We start from the raw sequence: 14,387 nt of genomic DNA, 5'->3' as shown, positions 1-14,387 counted from the left end.
CCGTTTCCCTGCCCGAGTCGGAGGAAGAGAAAACTTAGATCTTTTGGATCAGCGCAAAGGATCCGGAGGTGTATGTAAAACCTTAACCACGGCACCTCTTTGGAAACGGATCCGAATTTCCTTATCCGGCCGGGAACCTTCTGCGTATTTGCAAATGGGACGGAAATAGACCCATTCCTCCATTCCGGGAGCCCAATTGTTGATTGTCATTTTTTCATCAGGTTCTCCGATCTGATTCTTCACGTACAATTGGTTCTGGTACAAAAGGGAATGGACCAGTTCGGAACGGATTCTTAGCTTCGCTTTGGCCTCGTCCGCAAGTTCGGGTTGTTTTCCCAGAAGGTCGATATCCGCATCCGGAATGGACTTCAGAACGAAATTCTTACATTTCGCTTCGTCCGAAAACGTACTCATGCATTCTTCGAAGAGTTGCTTCGGGGTTTTGGCCTCCCTTCCCGTGCCCGGTACCAAAGAGCAACGGAAAAGTAAGGTCGAAAGCAGGATCGCCAGTGACAAGAATCTCATTTTCGTTTCCTCCTACTCGTTTTCCGCTCGGAACTTCCTCCGCCGGAAGCTACAGGCAGGGGCGGGGCCGAAGAAGAAGAACTTCTATCGGTTTTTTTGGCTCCCTGCAATTCCTGGAATCCTCCGGTCAGTTCCTCACCGACCTTCTTGTATTCCTTCTTCTCTTCCGGGATCTGGGTTTTTTCGGTCACTTCTACCCGGATCAAAAAGCCTACGATCTCGTATTTCATATTCTCGATCGCCTGATCGAAAAGTCTGAATCCTTGCAGTTTATATTCTACGAGGGGATTTTTTTCTCCGTAACCTACGGTCCAAATTCCTTCCCTCAAATGGTCCATCGCGTAAAGATGTTCCTTCCAACGATGGTCTAGAATGTCCAAAAAGATATTTCTCTCCAGAACCTTCCAGACATCCGGACCGATGCGATCGGCTTTCTCCTGGTAAAAACTCTGCGCGGATTCGTTTAACGAATTAAATAGGAACAACTGCGGATTTTTTGACTTAGACACCGTGGCAGGGTCTATCTCCCAACGAAGACCGAGTCCGATAAACCATTCCTGGAGCGTCCCCCATTCCCAACCGTTCGGATTTCCGCCTTCACAAGTGGCGACCACTTGGGATTCGATGATTTCGTCCAGAAAACCTTTAACGAGTCCGGTGACGTCTCCGCCTTCCAGCACTTCGTTTCTCATCTTGTAGATGACGATCCGCTGACGGTTCATCACGTCGTCGTATTCCAGTAAGTGCTTGCGTATATCGAAGTTGTGGCCCTCTACCCGCTTTTGCGCCCTCGCGATGGCGTTGGAAACCATGGTATGTTCGATTTCCTGGCCCTCCGGCATTTTGAGCCTTTCCATAATACCCGAAATCCGATCCGATCCGAAAATACGCATCAGGTCGTCCTGTAGGGAAAGGTAGAAACGACTGGAACCGGGATCCCCCTGCCGACCGGAACGACCCCTTAACTGGTTGTCGATCCTCCTGGCCTCGTGCCTTTCCGTTCCGAGAATATGTAGTCCTCCGGCTTCCAAGACTTCGTCGTGATTCTTTTTCCAAATCTTAGCGGACGTGAGGATTTCCTTGGCCTTGTTCTTTTTACCTTGGGAATCCAATTTGTCCACCAGGGATTCCGCCTTTTCGAAATTGGAGCGTAGAGTCCCCTCTTTAAATTCGATCACCGTGGAATCGGTTTCGTCCCAGGACTCGAGGCTTTCCTTGAAGAGTTGGGCCCCTCCCAAGACGATGTCCGTTCCCCTTCCGGCCATGTTCGTGGCGATCGTAACCGCGCCCGGTTTACCGGCATTCGCGACGATCTCCGCTTCCTTTTCGTGGAACTTGGCGTTCAATACGTTATGCGAAATTCCCGACTGGGTCAAAAGCCTCGAAAGCGCTTCCGATTTTTCGATCGAAATCGTACCCACCAATACCGGCTGCTTCTTGGATTGGCATTCCTTGATTTCATTCAGAATTGCGTTGAATTTTTCTTTCTCGGTCCTATATACGCGATCGGCAAAATCCTTCCTCTGAACGGTCACATTCGGCGGAATAACGATCACGTCCAAGTTGTAGATCTTATGGAATTCCTCCGCTTCCGTATCCGCGGTTCCCGTCATTCCGGATAATTTTTCGTACAGACGGAAATAATTCTGGAACGTGATACTAGCTAACGTTTGGGATTCTCTCGCGATGGGAACTCCCTCTTTCGCTTCCAACGCTTGGTGAAGCCCGTCGGAATACCTGCGTCCCGACATCAATCTTCCCGTGAACTCGTCCACGATGATCACTTCTCCGCCTTGGACCACGTAATCCACGTCTTTTTGGAAGATCTTATGAGCTTTCAAAGCCTGGTGAACATGGTGGACCAGGTCCACGTTTTGAGGAGCGTACAGATTTTCGATTCCTAGGATTTGTTCCACGTGGGCCACACCCTTTTCAGTGAGAAGGGTATTTTTGGCCTTTTCGTCCTTTTCGTAATCTTCCCCTTCCGACAATTTCGGAATGATCCGATCGATACGTACGTATTTGTCCGTGGATTCGTCGGAAGGTCCGGAGATGATCAGAGGAGTCCTGGCCTCGTCGATCAAGATCGAGTCCACCTCGTCCACGATCGCAAAGAAGTGACCTCTTTGGACCTTATGATCGATGTGGGAAACCATATTGTCCCGCAGATAATCGAATCCGTATTCGTTATTGGTTCCGTAAGTGATGTCCGCGGAATACGACTTTTGCCTGTCGTCGTGATCCATGTCGTGCTGGATAATTCCGACTCTCAAATCCAGAAAATCGTAAATTGGTTTCATCCATAGGGCGTCCCGTCTGGCCAAGTAATCGTTTACGGTGACTACGTGAACGCCTTTTCCCGCCAAAGCGTTGAGATAGACCGCGAGAGTGGAGGTCAGAGTTTTTCCTTCTCCCGTCTTCATCTCGGCGATATTTCCCCAATGCAGCGCGATACCGCCCATCATCTGAACGTCGAAGTGACGCATCCCCAACTTTCTCAAGGAAGCCTCGCGGACCGTCGCAAACGCTTCGGGAAGGATATCGTCCAAGGTCTGACCTTGGGAAAGACGCTCTCTAAACTTGCGCGTCTGGTCCGAAAGTTCCGAATCGCTCAACTTGCGGATGGATTCCTCCCATTCGTTGATCTTTTGGACGATCGGAATTAGACGTTTTAGGTCCCTTTCATATTTGCTTCCGAAGATGACTTTCAGAACTTTCTGTATCATGTACGCACCGTTTTTTTTTGTTTCGAAATCATAGCAGAATATTGCGATATAGAGCTTAGGAAAGTCCCGTCCTACTCCAGGATTCCTTCGAAGAGGATCCTACCGGCCTCTTCCATTTGAGACCTCTGAAGTCCGACTTCCGGTCCAGGTTTCCAACCTGCCTTTCGGATGAATTCGGAATGCACGTTTTTCCAAACTTCGAACATGGGAGCCGTGACTTCCAAATGGCATTGGATCCCGAAAACCCGATCTTTCCAAGAAAACATCTGGTTCGGATATTCCTTCCCTTCCAAGACTAGCTCCGCACCGGGAGGAAGATCGAAGACATCCTCGTGCAAATGAAAAGCGGGAAAGGACGTTTTTCCGTTCAATTTGGAAAAACGGGAATGCGATCCGTTTACGAGGCGGACATCGGAAAAACCTACTTCGGGTCCCTTGGCTCCGGTATAGACTTTCGCTCCTAACACCTTAGCGAGAATCTGAGAACCCAAACAAATCCCGATGACTTTCCGATTTTCCATACGGACCAGATGGGAAGCGAGCTCCAACCAGGGAGAAAAAAAAGACTCTTGCGCCGGATCGTGTACCGTTTGTGGACCGCCGAGAAACACCACCAAATCGAAGACTTGGTGGGCGTCCGGCAAAAGATGCACGTGCGGATCGTACGCATTGTGATAGGTGATTCGATAATTTCTATCTCGGAGGCAATCGAGGAGGGTTCCCGGACCTTCGCAATCCTTAAAACGAACGACCAAGCATCTCATGAGGATCCCACCATCCTTTTAAAGAACATCACTTTCCGATCCTTTTGGATCGCGGAAGAATCGGATTCCTCGCTAATCGGCCCGATAAAATTATAATACAAGACCAAAGGTTTGGTTTTGAAGAGCAGAGTTTCCGGAGTCCCGGTCACCAGTCCTTGGTTTCTGGAAATACGAAACGGTTTCTTCATGATCAAAACCGGAAGTTTGATTCCGTATTTCCGAATTTCAGAACCCATTTGGACTTTGGCCTCCCGGATGATTTCTTCTTCCGTCATCTGCTCCGGATTGTCCACGAACACGGTCGGGTCGACGACCATATAAAACTTGATCCTAGGATTCCCTTCCAATTCCGAATAGAGGTGATTGAGAACGGGAACTTCCTTGATGCAAGGTACACAATTCGGTCCATATACGTTCAGCGCGATCCGGTCCGCAGAAACTTCGGAGAGTCTCACCGGTTTGTCGTCCAAAGTTAGACCCTCGAACGCCTGAACCCCAAGATTGGATTGTTCTGAGGGCGCACAAGACGCAAGGCCGACGAAAAAAGATAAAAATAGACCAAAACAAAACCGGGAAAGAAATCCGGGGGAGTTTGGCCTGGAATCGGGGTTTGCCGGGGAATCCATGGGCGTTTACCAAAATCGGAGGTTCACCGGGAAATTCAAGGAATAAACGAAGACATAAGGTGTTGACAAGCAGAGGAAACAGAAGAAGATGGTAAAATCTTCGCCTGCTATCCCTTCTCAGGAACAAAAAATGACCCAGCATCCGAATTCTGAATTCGACATTGTGACTCTCATCGAACTGGCTAAGAAAAACAAGTATGAAAGAGCCGTAGCCGGATTCCAAATTCTGGACAGGCTCGATCGACTGGAACTGCCTAAGAAAATCAAAGGCAGAAAATTAGCGGTTCAGGCAATGTTCGCTCTAGCCAGCGAGGACGTCCAATACAAATACGTCACCAAGGAAGAAAGGGCTGCCATCGAGCAGGAAACCAGAATTTCCGACCCGGCATATTCTAAATTCAACGGACTTTTCGAAGCCCCCCAAGCCCCGATCTCGGAAGAAGATACCGAGGAAGATTTCATTCCGGAAGAGACTCCAAAACCGTTTATGGACATGGAAGATGGAGAGGAAGGAGACGATTCCTTCGATGACGACGAGGATGAGGACGAAGAAGATAACGATTCTGACGATGAGGAAGAAGAAGAGGACGAAGAGGAAGAAACCGAAGACGAGGAAGAGTAACCTATTTTTCTCGTTGTCCGAAATCCAGACGGCGAACTGAATCTAAAGGAGGAGCATTCCTCCTTTCACCTCCACTCCCAACAAAATCCCAGAAAAGAAGGCGAACGCATTGCCCATTCTTTTCCTCCCCCGTCCCACAACCAAGAACTTGTTCTATTTATTGGAATCGGCTGCGGTTACCATGTCCGCCCGTACCTACAATCCATCTCCTTTACTGTTCCCGTATTTTGCTTAGAACCTTTATCCGAGTTGGAACCCCTCCTAGAGGAGCATCTCCAGGAAGAAATCGGCGAAATTCCGATCTGCTACGGTTGGAAGAATTTCCTGAGCCTTCCAAAATCCGACTGGCTACCGCCGGGGACCAAATCGATAAAATTATGTCTCCATCCTACCTATGCGCGCAAATTTCCCGAGCTTTCCCGGGAGATTTTGGAAACTTTCAGAAACTTCTCTCCCCAGGACGAAAACCGAAAAGCAAAAACGGAATTCGGCAGACTCTGGGTGCACAACTATTTTCGGCATACTAGAATGTACAAGGATCGTCCGGATTCGTACCGCTGGATTTCTCGGAAATTGCCGGTTCGGCCAAAGGAAGTGGGTTGCTTTGCAGGAGCCTCCCCGAATCTGGAAGCGGAAGAAGATTGGCTAATAGAAAACCGGTCCAAAGTCTTTCTGCTCTCTTCGGACGCGAGTCTAGGCTTTCTGCTTTCCCGGAAAATCTTCCCCGATGCCGTGCTTTCCTTGGATAGTGGAAGAGGAACCGGATTTCATTTTCCTTCGGATTTTCCTCCTGAAATCCCAGTGATCACCTGGCTCGGAGGGTCCGCCAGGATTTTCGACCTACCGAATCCGAAGTGGTTGTATTTTTCCACTCATCCCTTGGACCAATTTTCCCGCTCGGCATTCTTTTCTTCCAGCCCTCTTCTGGAAAACCCCACTTTGAATCTTGCCGGAATGGCGGTTTCGGTTTTCGAAGCCTTCGGTTTCGGATCTTGCATTGCAAAAGGTTTCGACTTTCGGAGAGAATCGGGAAAAACCCATTGCAGAGGAACGGGTTACGAAAGATACGACCGCTTCTTTTTGGAAAGAAAGGAAAGTATGTTTCGAAGAAGATACGTTTCGGAAAAAAAATGGGAACGTAGAAAAGCGGTACTCGGACTCTGGGAAGAATGGAGTCCCCTTCCCTTTCTCCAAAGCGTACCGAAAGAGACGGAAGTTTCTTCGGACTGGAAGCTCGCTCTTTCCGGAGCCCCTCCGAAATTTCCGGGGACGGGAAATTTCTGGAGAAAAGCGGACGAAATCCTGGCGGAATTTCCTTCCGAAGTCCGTTCCATTTTAGAGAGACAAAGTCGGATTCTAGACGGAACGGTTTAGAGATTCCCGACTCGGAACTCTTTTACGAATTCTTCTTATTGACATTCTTGGAATAGTCTCCAAAATTCTATAGTTCCGGGAAATCGACTCGTCCCCCAGGTCTTAGGAATATGAATAAAGGTTATATTATTTGTGTCGATGATGAAGTATCGGTTCTGGAAACACTCCAAGAGCAGCTACACAACGAATTCGGAAAGACCCATGAAATCGAAACCGCGAGGAGCGCGGAGGAAGCCTTAGCTCTTTTGGAGGAAATCCAGAATTCGGGTTTCGTGATAGAAGTCATTATCACGGACCAAGTCATGCCCGGGATGAAAGGCGCCGATTTTCTGGAGGCTGTCCACAAAAAGTCTCCCGATTCGATCAAGATCCTACTGACCGGACAAGCCGGTCTGGATTCGGCCATCCATGCCATAAATTTCGGAGGGCTAAGTAGGTACGTGGAAAAGCCCTGGAATATCGAGGACCTCAGCAGGGACATTCGGTCCTTGATCGAGAAGTTCCGTCAAAATCTGGAGAACCAACATCTTGTCAATGAACTCAACCGCAGAATCAAGGAACTCGAAGAAGAGAATCGAAAACTCCAACAGACCGACTGAAGGAAAAGGACGCAGAGGTACCGACACTTCCGTTTTCTTCCGGAATTTCTTCCTTGCACTCGTCGCATCCCTGGCTTTACTCTTCGTCTCCCAAGCAGAAGCGGGCGCCAAAGAACCTCCCAAGCCGAAATACACCGCGGAACAAATCAAAAAGAAGAAGGAAGTACTTCTTCAAATCTTAAAATACGGAACTACGAAAGAACGGGCCGGCGCTCTCCGGGAACTAGAGGATTTTCCTAAGGAAGAAGCGGGGGAACTCTACGACCTCGTAGGCGTCATTCTTTCCAAGGATCCGGATTGGTCCATGCGCATCTATGCGCTACGCATCTGCGGAACCCTGGAACTTACCAATTTCGAGGACAAGATCGTCGGTCTCTTAAAAAACGACCAGCAAGAGATATCCAAAGAGGCGGTCTACGTAACCAAAAAACTCAAGTTCAAGTCCGCGATCCCTACTTTGACCGAACTCTTAAAAGCACAGGACTTTACCAAAAATTCGAATTATACGATCGCCCTCATAGATACGTTAGCGGAATTCCCCGAAGCGACCGACGCTTTTCAGGTATTGGAGTCCAGATTCCAGGAAAAATTCAACGACCCCGAACTCCGCGCCCAGACCGCTCTGTATTTCGGAAAAATAAAAAACGGATCCGTGGAAAGCCTGCTAATCTCGACGTTTAAGGACGACAAGGAGCCGATCACGATCCGGGCTTACAGCGTCAATGCCCTCGGAAAAATGAAGTCGAAAGACGCGATCCAACCTATGACGGAGTTATTGACCAAGATTCGGAATCTAAAGTCCAAAACGGACGTCCAGGATTACCAGGCCTTAAAAATCCATATCATCACCGCCCTAGTTTCGTTAGGAGACAAGGACATTATAGAAGAATTATATTCCTTGGCTAGAGACGACGACGCCGTGGTTCGCTTACGGGCAATCAAACATTTGGCGGAAACGGAAGACCCGGCCGTCCTAGAAATTCTGGAATACAAGGCGCAAAGGGATCCTAGTGAAAAAGTAAAACGGGCGGCGCAGAACGCCTTGAACCAACTTAAGAAAAAGATTTCTCCCGACTTCGTCCCGCCCGCCGCCGAGAAATCTCGCGAGCCTTCCGGCATCAAACGCTACAATACTCGCCGACCTTCTTCCTCCAAGGAAGAATCTCCCGCGAGAACGGACGCAGGTTCCCAGTCCCAGTCGCCCTCTTCCTCTGATAAAAAACCGGATGCCGCTCCCCAAGGCGGTAGCGGCGAGTCCGAGGACTTAGAGGACCAATAGAATGTTCGGGTTCCGGCGGAAACTCGCGGGGGCGTTGTATTTCGCCGCCTTAACGATTTTCTCCGCCGAACTGGTCGGCGAGCCCGCAGCGAATACATATCGGGGAACGATTCCTCTAGAGTCCCCCCGGTCTTCCGATTTAAAATCGGCTTTGAGCGAAGGGAATCCGAATTTCCCCGAAAACATCCGACTGTTTTTCCAAGGCACTGAGGGAAATTACGCGGTGTTTTACGACTGGAACGGACATACGTTCTATTACCAATATAGGGAAAACAAATTCGATCGAAGGTTACGAAAGTACGTATCCAGACTCTCGAACGGGGCCGCATACGAGGTTTCGGGAGAATACGTTGGCGTTTTCGTTTTTGAAAATAAGGTGGTCCGAAGATTCAAAAAGAAGGGAGAGGATTCTCTTGCCGACAAAAAGGAAAAACAGTCCATTCCCGTATTTAGGTTGAAGTCCTACAAGGAACTCATCGTCGAGGAGATCCTATTTTGAATGGAACCGCGACTATATCCGCAGTTTTTATAATATTCTTTCTTCTTCCGCTCGGGTTATTTTCCGTACCCCTTGATCCGGACCAAAAAGTATACGAGCAGGACGAGATTTTCAGGGAGAATTTTCTCACGATATCTTTTCCGGAAAAAGCTCTGGTACGCACGGAATCCAGAAAGAGATGGAGAGCGGTTCCGTTAAAGGATCGACCTTGGATTCTGATCTGGAGAAAATTGGACAGGGTCGCAGAATTCGAAAAAGTCAAAGAGTCCGTATTAAGCGTTTTTCCGGAAAAACCGGCGGAAACGTTTTCCGTCGGCGGCGCGGAGATCCTACGTTGGACAAAAGAGGATGTGTCGGGTGGGAATCCGCTCAGAATCTATTTCTTTTTGATCCGACGAGGAGATTCGGCTTATACCGTATATGTGGCCATGTACCGGGAACGGCAGGATTTAAGCGAACGATTCGGATCTCCGGAAAGATACATATCCTCTCCCAAATAAACTCCGAAATGACTTGAAAGGCTTTGCCTTCCGAAAAAACTGGATCGGTCGGGCCTATAGCTCAGTTGGTTAGAGCGGCAGACTCATAATCTGCGGGTCGAAGGTTCAAGTCCTTCTGGGCCCAGATTTTTTTATATTAGTTTGGTTTTTAGCTGCAACTCAAATCCCCGGGTTACAGGTTCAAGTCCTTCTCAAGCCCAGATTTTTTTATCTTAGTTTGGTTTTTAGCTGCAACTCAAATCCCCGGGTTACAGCTTCAAGTCCTTCTCAAGCCCAAGCAATTATAAAGACGCCGTGGAGCTAAGTCGACCATGACGGGCGACTGCGTAGCGGCAAGTCACCTTCTTTCTCCCACCGTGTTCTCGAGTCTAAAACGATAAAAATCTTTTTTCCTAAAAAACTCTATCTCTCCCCCAAAAGGATTAGTTTCGAATACGAATCCAGATTGCGCAGAAAGGACCTGAATTAAAAAATTAGTCGTATGGAACAGACCGTAGTGAAAAAGGTCAGCCCCAAAACCCGCAGGAAAGGCGGCGGTTACACCGTCAATCCTGACGATATTTACGTTTTTCCGTTAACGGATGCAACGAGCGCCTTCCTGCAAAAAGTCTGGAACTCCTTCGTGAATAAGATGGTGGCGATGACTCTGCCGAACGGAAAACCGGTTTTTCAATACGCGATCTTCGAAGCCATCCAAGGAAAAAACCTGAAGATCGTCGCTTCCGCCACCCACTTTAAAATGAAAGAGGTGGCCGATCGTGTCGGTCTCCAGAGCATAGAGGAATTCATCAGAAATACGATTCCGATTTCTATACAGGATGCGGGAAATCTTTCCGCCAGATATTTGAGGGAAGCGATTCTCTCCGTGGAAAAAAAGGCCAGGCCGGAAGTCTATTTTCACAGCCTGCACGATGAAAGGATCCACCCCAACTTAAAAAAACTTTTAACCGAGACCATGAATTACGCCGCCGGAATTCCACTCTTCGTAAAGGGCTTTCCGATCGGAATGCTCTGGGGAATCCGCAGGGACAATATGACCGAAGACCAGGAGGAAGAAGTACGCCAGCAGCTTTATTCCTTATACGATGTCATCGACTTCGTGATCTCCAAGGAAATGGGATCCAAAGGAGATCCTTATTATGCTCGTAAGAATATCGAAAAATCCGACCTGAATTCCCGAGCCAAAAACCTTTTTTACACGAGAGGCTACGGACAAAACGATCCGGTAACTACGATCGTGTTCGATTCTCATACGTACCATCGATCTTATCGATTGGATGCCAGCTATATCATTCCGTCCGGAGACGGCTTTTCCGTTAGCCTGAAGCGTTTCGAGCCCAAGGATAAAAACGATACCGGAAAAAATCTACTTCTGATTCCCGGCTTCTTCTGCAGGCGATCCGTAATGGACAAAGTGGCCAGGGAGCTGGCCCTAAAGCACGGATACAGAGTATTTTCGATGGATATGAGAGGCCGATCGAGACGCACCCTCCCTACGTTCGGTATCAGGGAAGGTTGGACCGTAGACGATTTCATCCAGGAAGATTTTCCGGCGGTGCTGCAATGGATTCAGGAAAACTTCCCGAATGAGAAACTGGTCGCAGTCGGCCATAGCATGGGAGGAATGATCCCCCGTTTTTACGCGGCGGCGTACGAGGAAATCGTCCGGAAAAGAAAGGGTTCCCCTCTGCCTCTTCCCAAACCGGAGGAGATCCTTTCCGGAATCGTCTCCATCACCTCCCCGAACTTCATCCGTCTCCAAGCCCAAATTCCGGGTCTGGATGTTTTGAAAATGGGCTTGAAACTGGTTCCTTCCAAAACCATTTCCGATTTCCTGTTCGACCTGACTTCCTTTTCTCTCCAAACGACTCTTCCCACAGTGGACCTGAACAAATTCTTCAAATTCCTCCTGGGATTACATTCCTCTCTCCGAGCCGTGTCCTTCGACCTCCACACGAAGGTCGTAAATCTTCGGGACTTCGTAGGTTACAGACAGATTTCTCCTCCGGAATGGTATTTTCTGATAGAAGATATCTTTTGTGAGGAATCCACCAAAGTAGTATTGCAATTCCTCAGATCCCAACTTAGCCAGGACCATTCTTTTCTTTCGTACGACGGAAATCTGGACTATACCGCTTTACAAAAGAATCTCAAAATTCCTTTGCTTTCGATTTTAGGTTCTTTGGACAAAGTCGTTCCGAGCGAAACTATCAAGGCGGATCTCGCGGCTCTTCCGCACGAAAAAAACCAGATTCTTTCCTACGAACAGGGACACCTGGGAATCGTTTTCCACATGCCCGTGGTCAGAGAAATGTGCTCCGAAATCGATTCTTGGATCCGAAGATTAGACTCGACCTGAACCGTCGGTTTAGAAGGCTTGACATTTCGGAAATCGAAAGATAGGGTCTAATCTAGGAATGGATTTAATAGAAGCGAACATTTACAATATTTCTCTAACCAATGTCGGATTCGCAGTATTCCTAAAAGCAAAAGACGACTCGGACCAAAGGGTCGTGCCCATTTTTATCGGCCCCCTCGAAACCCATTCGATCACGTCGGTTTTGGAAGGTACCAAACCTCCCCGCCCCATGACCCACGATTTGATGACCATCCTTTTGACGACTCTGGGAATCCAAATCGTAAAGATCGCGATCGAGGAAATCATAGACAATACGTTCTACGCCAAAATCACTCTCAGAAAAGATGAGGAACTCATCGTTCTAGATGCCCGACCCAGCGATTCCATCGCGCTCGCTCTCCGCGCCAGCGCGCCCATCTACCTCGCCAAGAAAGTCATCGAAGAAGCGGGAATCGTAATGAAGGATGACGAAATTCCGGGAGAAACCATCGGAAAGGAAAAAATTTCCCAGCTTCCTAAATCGCAATTGGAAATCCTGCAGGATTCTCTGGATAACGCTCTGAAGGCGGAAGATTACGAAACCGCTGCAAAGATCCGGGACCAGATCCGCAAAATGCTAGAAAATCCTTCCTAAAACGAAAAGTGCGTCTCGCGATTTAGCTTGATGAATTCCGAATCTACTCGTATCCTGGGACGCCGTGCGAGGAGGATCGCCATGGAAAAAGTCTTAATGGATATCTTAAATGCCGGCATTGCCGCATTCCAATCCGGAGAAGGAAAGATCAAACAATCCGTCCATGATTTGGAAAAACTCTACGAGGAATTGCGGGCCAAAGGCGCGCAAAACCAGTCGGAGCAAGCGAATCGTCTCCGAGACCTGATCCAAAAAACGATCACCGATGCACAGTCCAAATTGCAAAGCGCGAACTCCGAAACGACCGCAATTTACCAGCAATTGAAGGAGAATTTCCAGAAAATCTCCTCGCAGGTAAACGAGATACTTCCGGAAGAATTGAAGGCTAAGGCAAAATCCGCGATAGAAGAGCTCAACAAACTCAGCCAAAAAAAGTAGGTTCTGCGAATCCTCCTGGGTGCCGAAAAATTCGGGACAAAGAAGACTCGGCTCAAAAAATAGGCAATACGATTCGGTCCTTGCCGATTCTTGTAACGCTCGAATATGAACCCACCCATGAGGAAACATTCCTTCATTTTAGTTCTTACGGTATTCATTGATATGATGGGGTTTTCCCTCATCTTCCCGATCTTTCCCGAAACCCTGAACCATTTCCTCGCCCAAGCCGGAGATCCTCTCTTGGACCTCCTCGCAAGTTGGACTTCCCGTTTGCTGGACAGTTCCGCTCACGACTGGAAACTGTTCGTGGCTTTATTCGGAGGGATCGTCGCCAGTCTCTATTCCGTTTTACAGTTCCTGTTCGCTCCGATTTGGGGAAAACTTTCGGACCGAACCGGACGGAGACCCGTGTTGGTTTTTACCTGCACAGGTAGTTTCGTCGGCTATCTGGCATGGCTCGCCTCCGGTAGTTTTTCCTTTTTCGTACTTTCCAGAGTGATCACCGGACTCATGGGAGGGAATATTTCCGTGGCTACCGCAGCCATGGCGGACTCTACCGAGGAAAAAGATAGAGCCAAAGGAATGGGAATGATCGGTGCGGGGATCGGACTCGGCTTTATTGCAGGACCTTCCATAGGCGGAATTCTTGCTCATACCGACCCTTCGACTTTACTTCCTTTCCTTCCTTGGTCCAAGATGACGGTATTCCCTTCCGTCGCGCTGGCGGCGACTGCCGCCGCATTGGTAAACCTACTCTTCGTCGTTTTCCGCTTCCGGGAAACCCTTCCGGCCTCGCTACGAAGAAAGCCGGAAGGAAGGTTGCATCCTATATTAGGAGTATTTGATATAGGATCGCGGGACGTCCTTTGGATCAGTTTGTTGAATTTTCTGTTCTTATTTTTCTTTTCAGGATTCGAATTCTCGCTGAACTTCTATTTGGACCAGTTCTTGGGATTTAAACCGATGGAAATCGGTTACACCTTCGTTTATATAGGTCTAATCATCGTATTGGTGCAAGGTGGGATCATCAGGCGTATCAGCGGGAAAGTTCCGGAAAAAAGCATCGGAATTTTTGCGGGGTCCATGCTTGTGATCGGCTTTTTGCTGTTATCCTTTACGGATTCCAAAATCCAACTTTTCCTATCTTTGACCTTTTTGGCCTTAGGAAGCGCCTTTTTAAACCCCGCAATTTCGGCCATGGTGTCCCTGTTCTCCCCCGCACAGGACCAGGGAAAAAATTTGGGCATTCTAAGAAGTCTAGGTTCTCTAGGAAGAGGAATTTCGCCGGTTGCGTTCAGCTTGGTGTATTCCCAAAAGGGACCCCAAATTTCCTTCCTAGTTTCCGGAATTTTAAGCGCCTTATTCCTATTCTTCTTTTGGTTCGTACGACAACCGAGACGGCATCATTCCTAAGAAACCCGGAATTTTCTTATATTAGAAAT

General features: G+C 48.4%; 14 protein-coding genes and 1 tRNA gene. 11 read left to right on the top strand and 4 right to left on the bottom strand.

From position 1 onward, the window contains the following. Positions 1–48: 48 nt before the first annotated feature. From EHO61_RS13600 to EHO61_RS13585, 4 genes are all read right to left on the bottom strand, one after another. Complete coding sequence (locus EHO61_RS13600) at positions 49–525, bottom strand: hypothetical protein (RefSeq protein WP_135814100.1); 477 nt, start codon at positions 523–525, stop codon at positions 49–51. After that, positions 522–3,251 carry a preprotein translocase subunit SecA gene (gene secA, locus EHO61_RS13595; protein ID WP_135814099.1) on the bottom strand — a complete coding sequence of 910 codons (2,730 nt, stop codon included), beginning with the start codon at positions 3,249–3,251 and terminating at the stop codon, positions 522–524. The genes EHO61_RS13600 and secA overlap by 4 nt, the downstream gene beginning before the upstream one ends. Positions 3,252–3,322: 71 nt before the next feature. Next, entirely contained in the window at positions 3,323–4,015 is a 693-nt protein-coding gene (locus tag EHO61_RS13590) for a type 1 glutamine amidotransferase (RefSeq protein WP_135814098.1), read from the bottom strand. Next, on the bottom strand, positions 4,012–4,641 hold the full coding sequence (locus EHO61_RS13585) for a TlpA family protein disulfide reductase (RefSeq protein WP_135814097.1): 630 nt from the start codon (positions 4,639–4,641) through the stop codon (positions 4,012–4,014). Before EHO61_RS13585 ends, EHO61_RS13590 begins: the two co-directional genes overlap by 4 nt. A gap of 88 nt (positions 4,642–4,729) precedes the next feature. Here EHO61_RS13585 and EHO61_RS13580 point away from each other — a divergent pair, with 88 nt between their 5' ends. The 11 genes from EHO61_RS13580 to EHO61_RS13530 all read left to right on the top strand — a co-directional run bounded on the left by EHO61_RS13580 (position 4,730) and on the right by EHO61_RS13530 (position 14,358). Further along, positions 4,730–5,263: a DNA primase gene (locus EHO61_RS13580; RefSeq protein ID WP_135814096.1), complete on the top strand. Its 534-nt coding sequence runs from the start codon at positions 4,730–4,732 to the stop codon at positions 5,261–5,263. Between the two features lie 249 nt (positions 5,264–5,512). Beyond that, positions 5,513–6,637, top strand: a complete 1,125-nt coding sequence (locus EHO61_RS13575; RefSeq protein ID WP_246032132.1) for a 6-hydroxymethylpterin diphosphokinase MptE-like protein — start codon at positions 5,513–5,515, stop codon at positions 6,635–6,637. Positions 6,638–6,747: 110 nt separating this feature from the next. Next, the gene (locus EHO61_RS13570; protein WP_135814094.1) at positions 6,748–7,236 is read left to right on the top strand and encodes a response regulator; all 489 of its coding nucleotides are present in this window, start codon (positions 6,748–6,750) and stop codon (positions 7,234–7,236) included. After that, complete coding sequence (locus EHO61_RS13565) at positions 7,172–8,515, top strand: HEAT repeat domain-containing protein (protein WP_135814093.1); 1,344 nt, start codon at positions 7,172–7,174, stop codon at positions 8,513–8,515. The genes EHO61_RS13570 and EHO61_RS13565 overlap by 65 nt, the downstream gene beginning before the upstream one ends. 1 nt (position 8,516) lies before the next feature. After that, a complete protein-coding gene (locus tag EHO61_RS13560; protein WP_135814092.1) occupies positions 8,517–9,014 on the top strand; it encodes an LIC_11959 family protein in 498 nt (165 codons plus the stop codon). Next, the gene (locus EHO61_RS13555) at positions 9,011–9,514 is read left to right on the top strand and encodes a hypothetical protein (RefSeq protein ID WP_135814091.1); all 504 of its coding nucleotides are present in this window, start codon (positions 9,011–9,013) and stop codon (positions 9,512–9,514) included. The genes EHO61_RS13560 and EHO61_RS13555 overlap by 4 nt, the downstream gene beginning before the upstream one ends. Positions 9,515–9,564: 50 nt before the next feature. Continuing rightward, positions 9,565–9,638 (top strand) — tRNA-Ile (locus EHO61_RS13550). A 357-nt stretch (positions 9,639–9,995) separates the two neighbouring features. Further along, entirely contained in the window at positions 9,996–11,873 is a 1,878-nt protein-coding gene (locus tag EHO61_RS13545) for an alpha/beta hydrolase (protein ID WP_135814090.1), read from the top strand. A 58-nt stretch (positions 11,874–11,931) separates the two neighbouring features. Then, a complete protein-coding gene (locus EHO61_RS13540) occupies positions 11,932–12,507 on the top strand; it encodes a bifunctional nuclease domain-containing protein (RefSeq protein WP_135769377.1) in 576 nt (191 codons plus the stop codon). A gap of 81 nt (positions 12,508–12,588) precedes the next feature. Then, the gene (locus EHO61_RS13535) at positions 12,589–12,945 is read left to right on the top strand and encodes a phasin-related domain-containing protein (RefSeq protein ID WP_135814089.1); all 357 of its coding nucleotides are present in this window, start codon (positions 12,589–12,591) and stop codon (positions 12,943–12,945) included. Positions 12,946–13,062: 117 nt separating this feature from the next. After that, positions 13,063–14,358, top strand: a complete 1,296-nt coding sequence (locus EHO61_RS13530) for an MFS transporter (RefSeq protein WP_135814088.1) — start codon at positions 13,063–13,065, stop codon at positions 14,356–14,358. Positions 14,359–14,387 lie beyond the last annotated feature (29 nt).

Origin of the sequence: Leptospira fluminis (assembly GCF_004771275.1) — a bacterium.
Lineage (GTDB): Bacteria > Spirochaetota > Leptospiria > Leptospirales > Leptospiraceae > Leptospira_B > Leptospira_B fluminis.
This window is presented reverse-complemented; position numbering and strand designations above follow the sequence as displayed.

Coding starts and splice junctions, on each gene's coding strand:
- EHO61_RS13600 (WP_135814100.1), bottom strand. CDS start 525: ATGAGATTCTTGTCACTGGCGATCCTGCTTTCGACCTTACTTTTCCGT.
- secA (WP_135814099.1), bottom strand. CDS start 3,251: ATGATACAGAAAGTTCTGAAAGTCATCTTCGGAAGCAAATATGAAAGG.
- EHO61_RS13590 (WP_135814098.1), bottom strand. CDS start 4,015: ATGAGATGCTTGGTCGTTCGTTTTAAGGATTGCGAAGGTCCGGGAACC.
- EHO61_RS13585 (WP_135814097.1), bottom strand. CDS start 4,641: ATGGATTCCCCGGCAAACCCCGATTCCAGGCCAAACTCCCCCGGATTT.
- EHO61_RS13580 (WP_135814096.1), top strand. CDS start 4,730: ATGGTAAAATCTTCGCCTGCTATCCCTTCTCAGGAACAAAAAATGACC.
- EHO61_RS13570 (WP_135814094.1), top strand. CDS start 6,748: ATGAATAAAGGTTATATTATTTGTGTCGATGATGAAGTATCGGTTCTG.
- EHO61_RS13565 (WP_135814093.1), top strand. CDS start 7,172: ATGAACTCAACCGCAGAATCAAGGAACTCGAAGAAGAGAATCGAAAAC.
- EHO61_RS13560 (WP_135814092.1), top strand. CDS start 8,517: ATGTTCGGGTTCCGGCGGAAACTCGCGGGGGCGTTGTATTTCGCCGCC.
- EHO61_RS13545 (WP_135814090.1), top strand. CDS start 9,996: ATGGAACAGACCGTAGTGAAAAAGGTCAGCCCCAAAACCCGCAGGAAA.
- EHO61_RS13540 (WP_135769377.1), top strand. CDS start 11,932: ATGGATTTAATAGAAGCGAACATTTACAATATTTCTCTAACCAATGTC.
- EHO61_RS13535 (WP_135814089.1), top strand. CDS start 12,589: ATGGAAAAAGTCTTAATGGATATCTTAAATGCCGGCATTGCCGCATTC.
- EHO61_RS13530 (WP_135814088.1), top strand. CDS start 13,063: ATGAGGAAACATTCCTTCATTTTAGTTCTTACGGTATTCATTGATATG.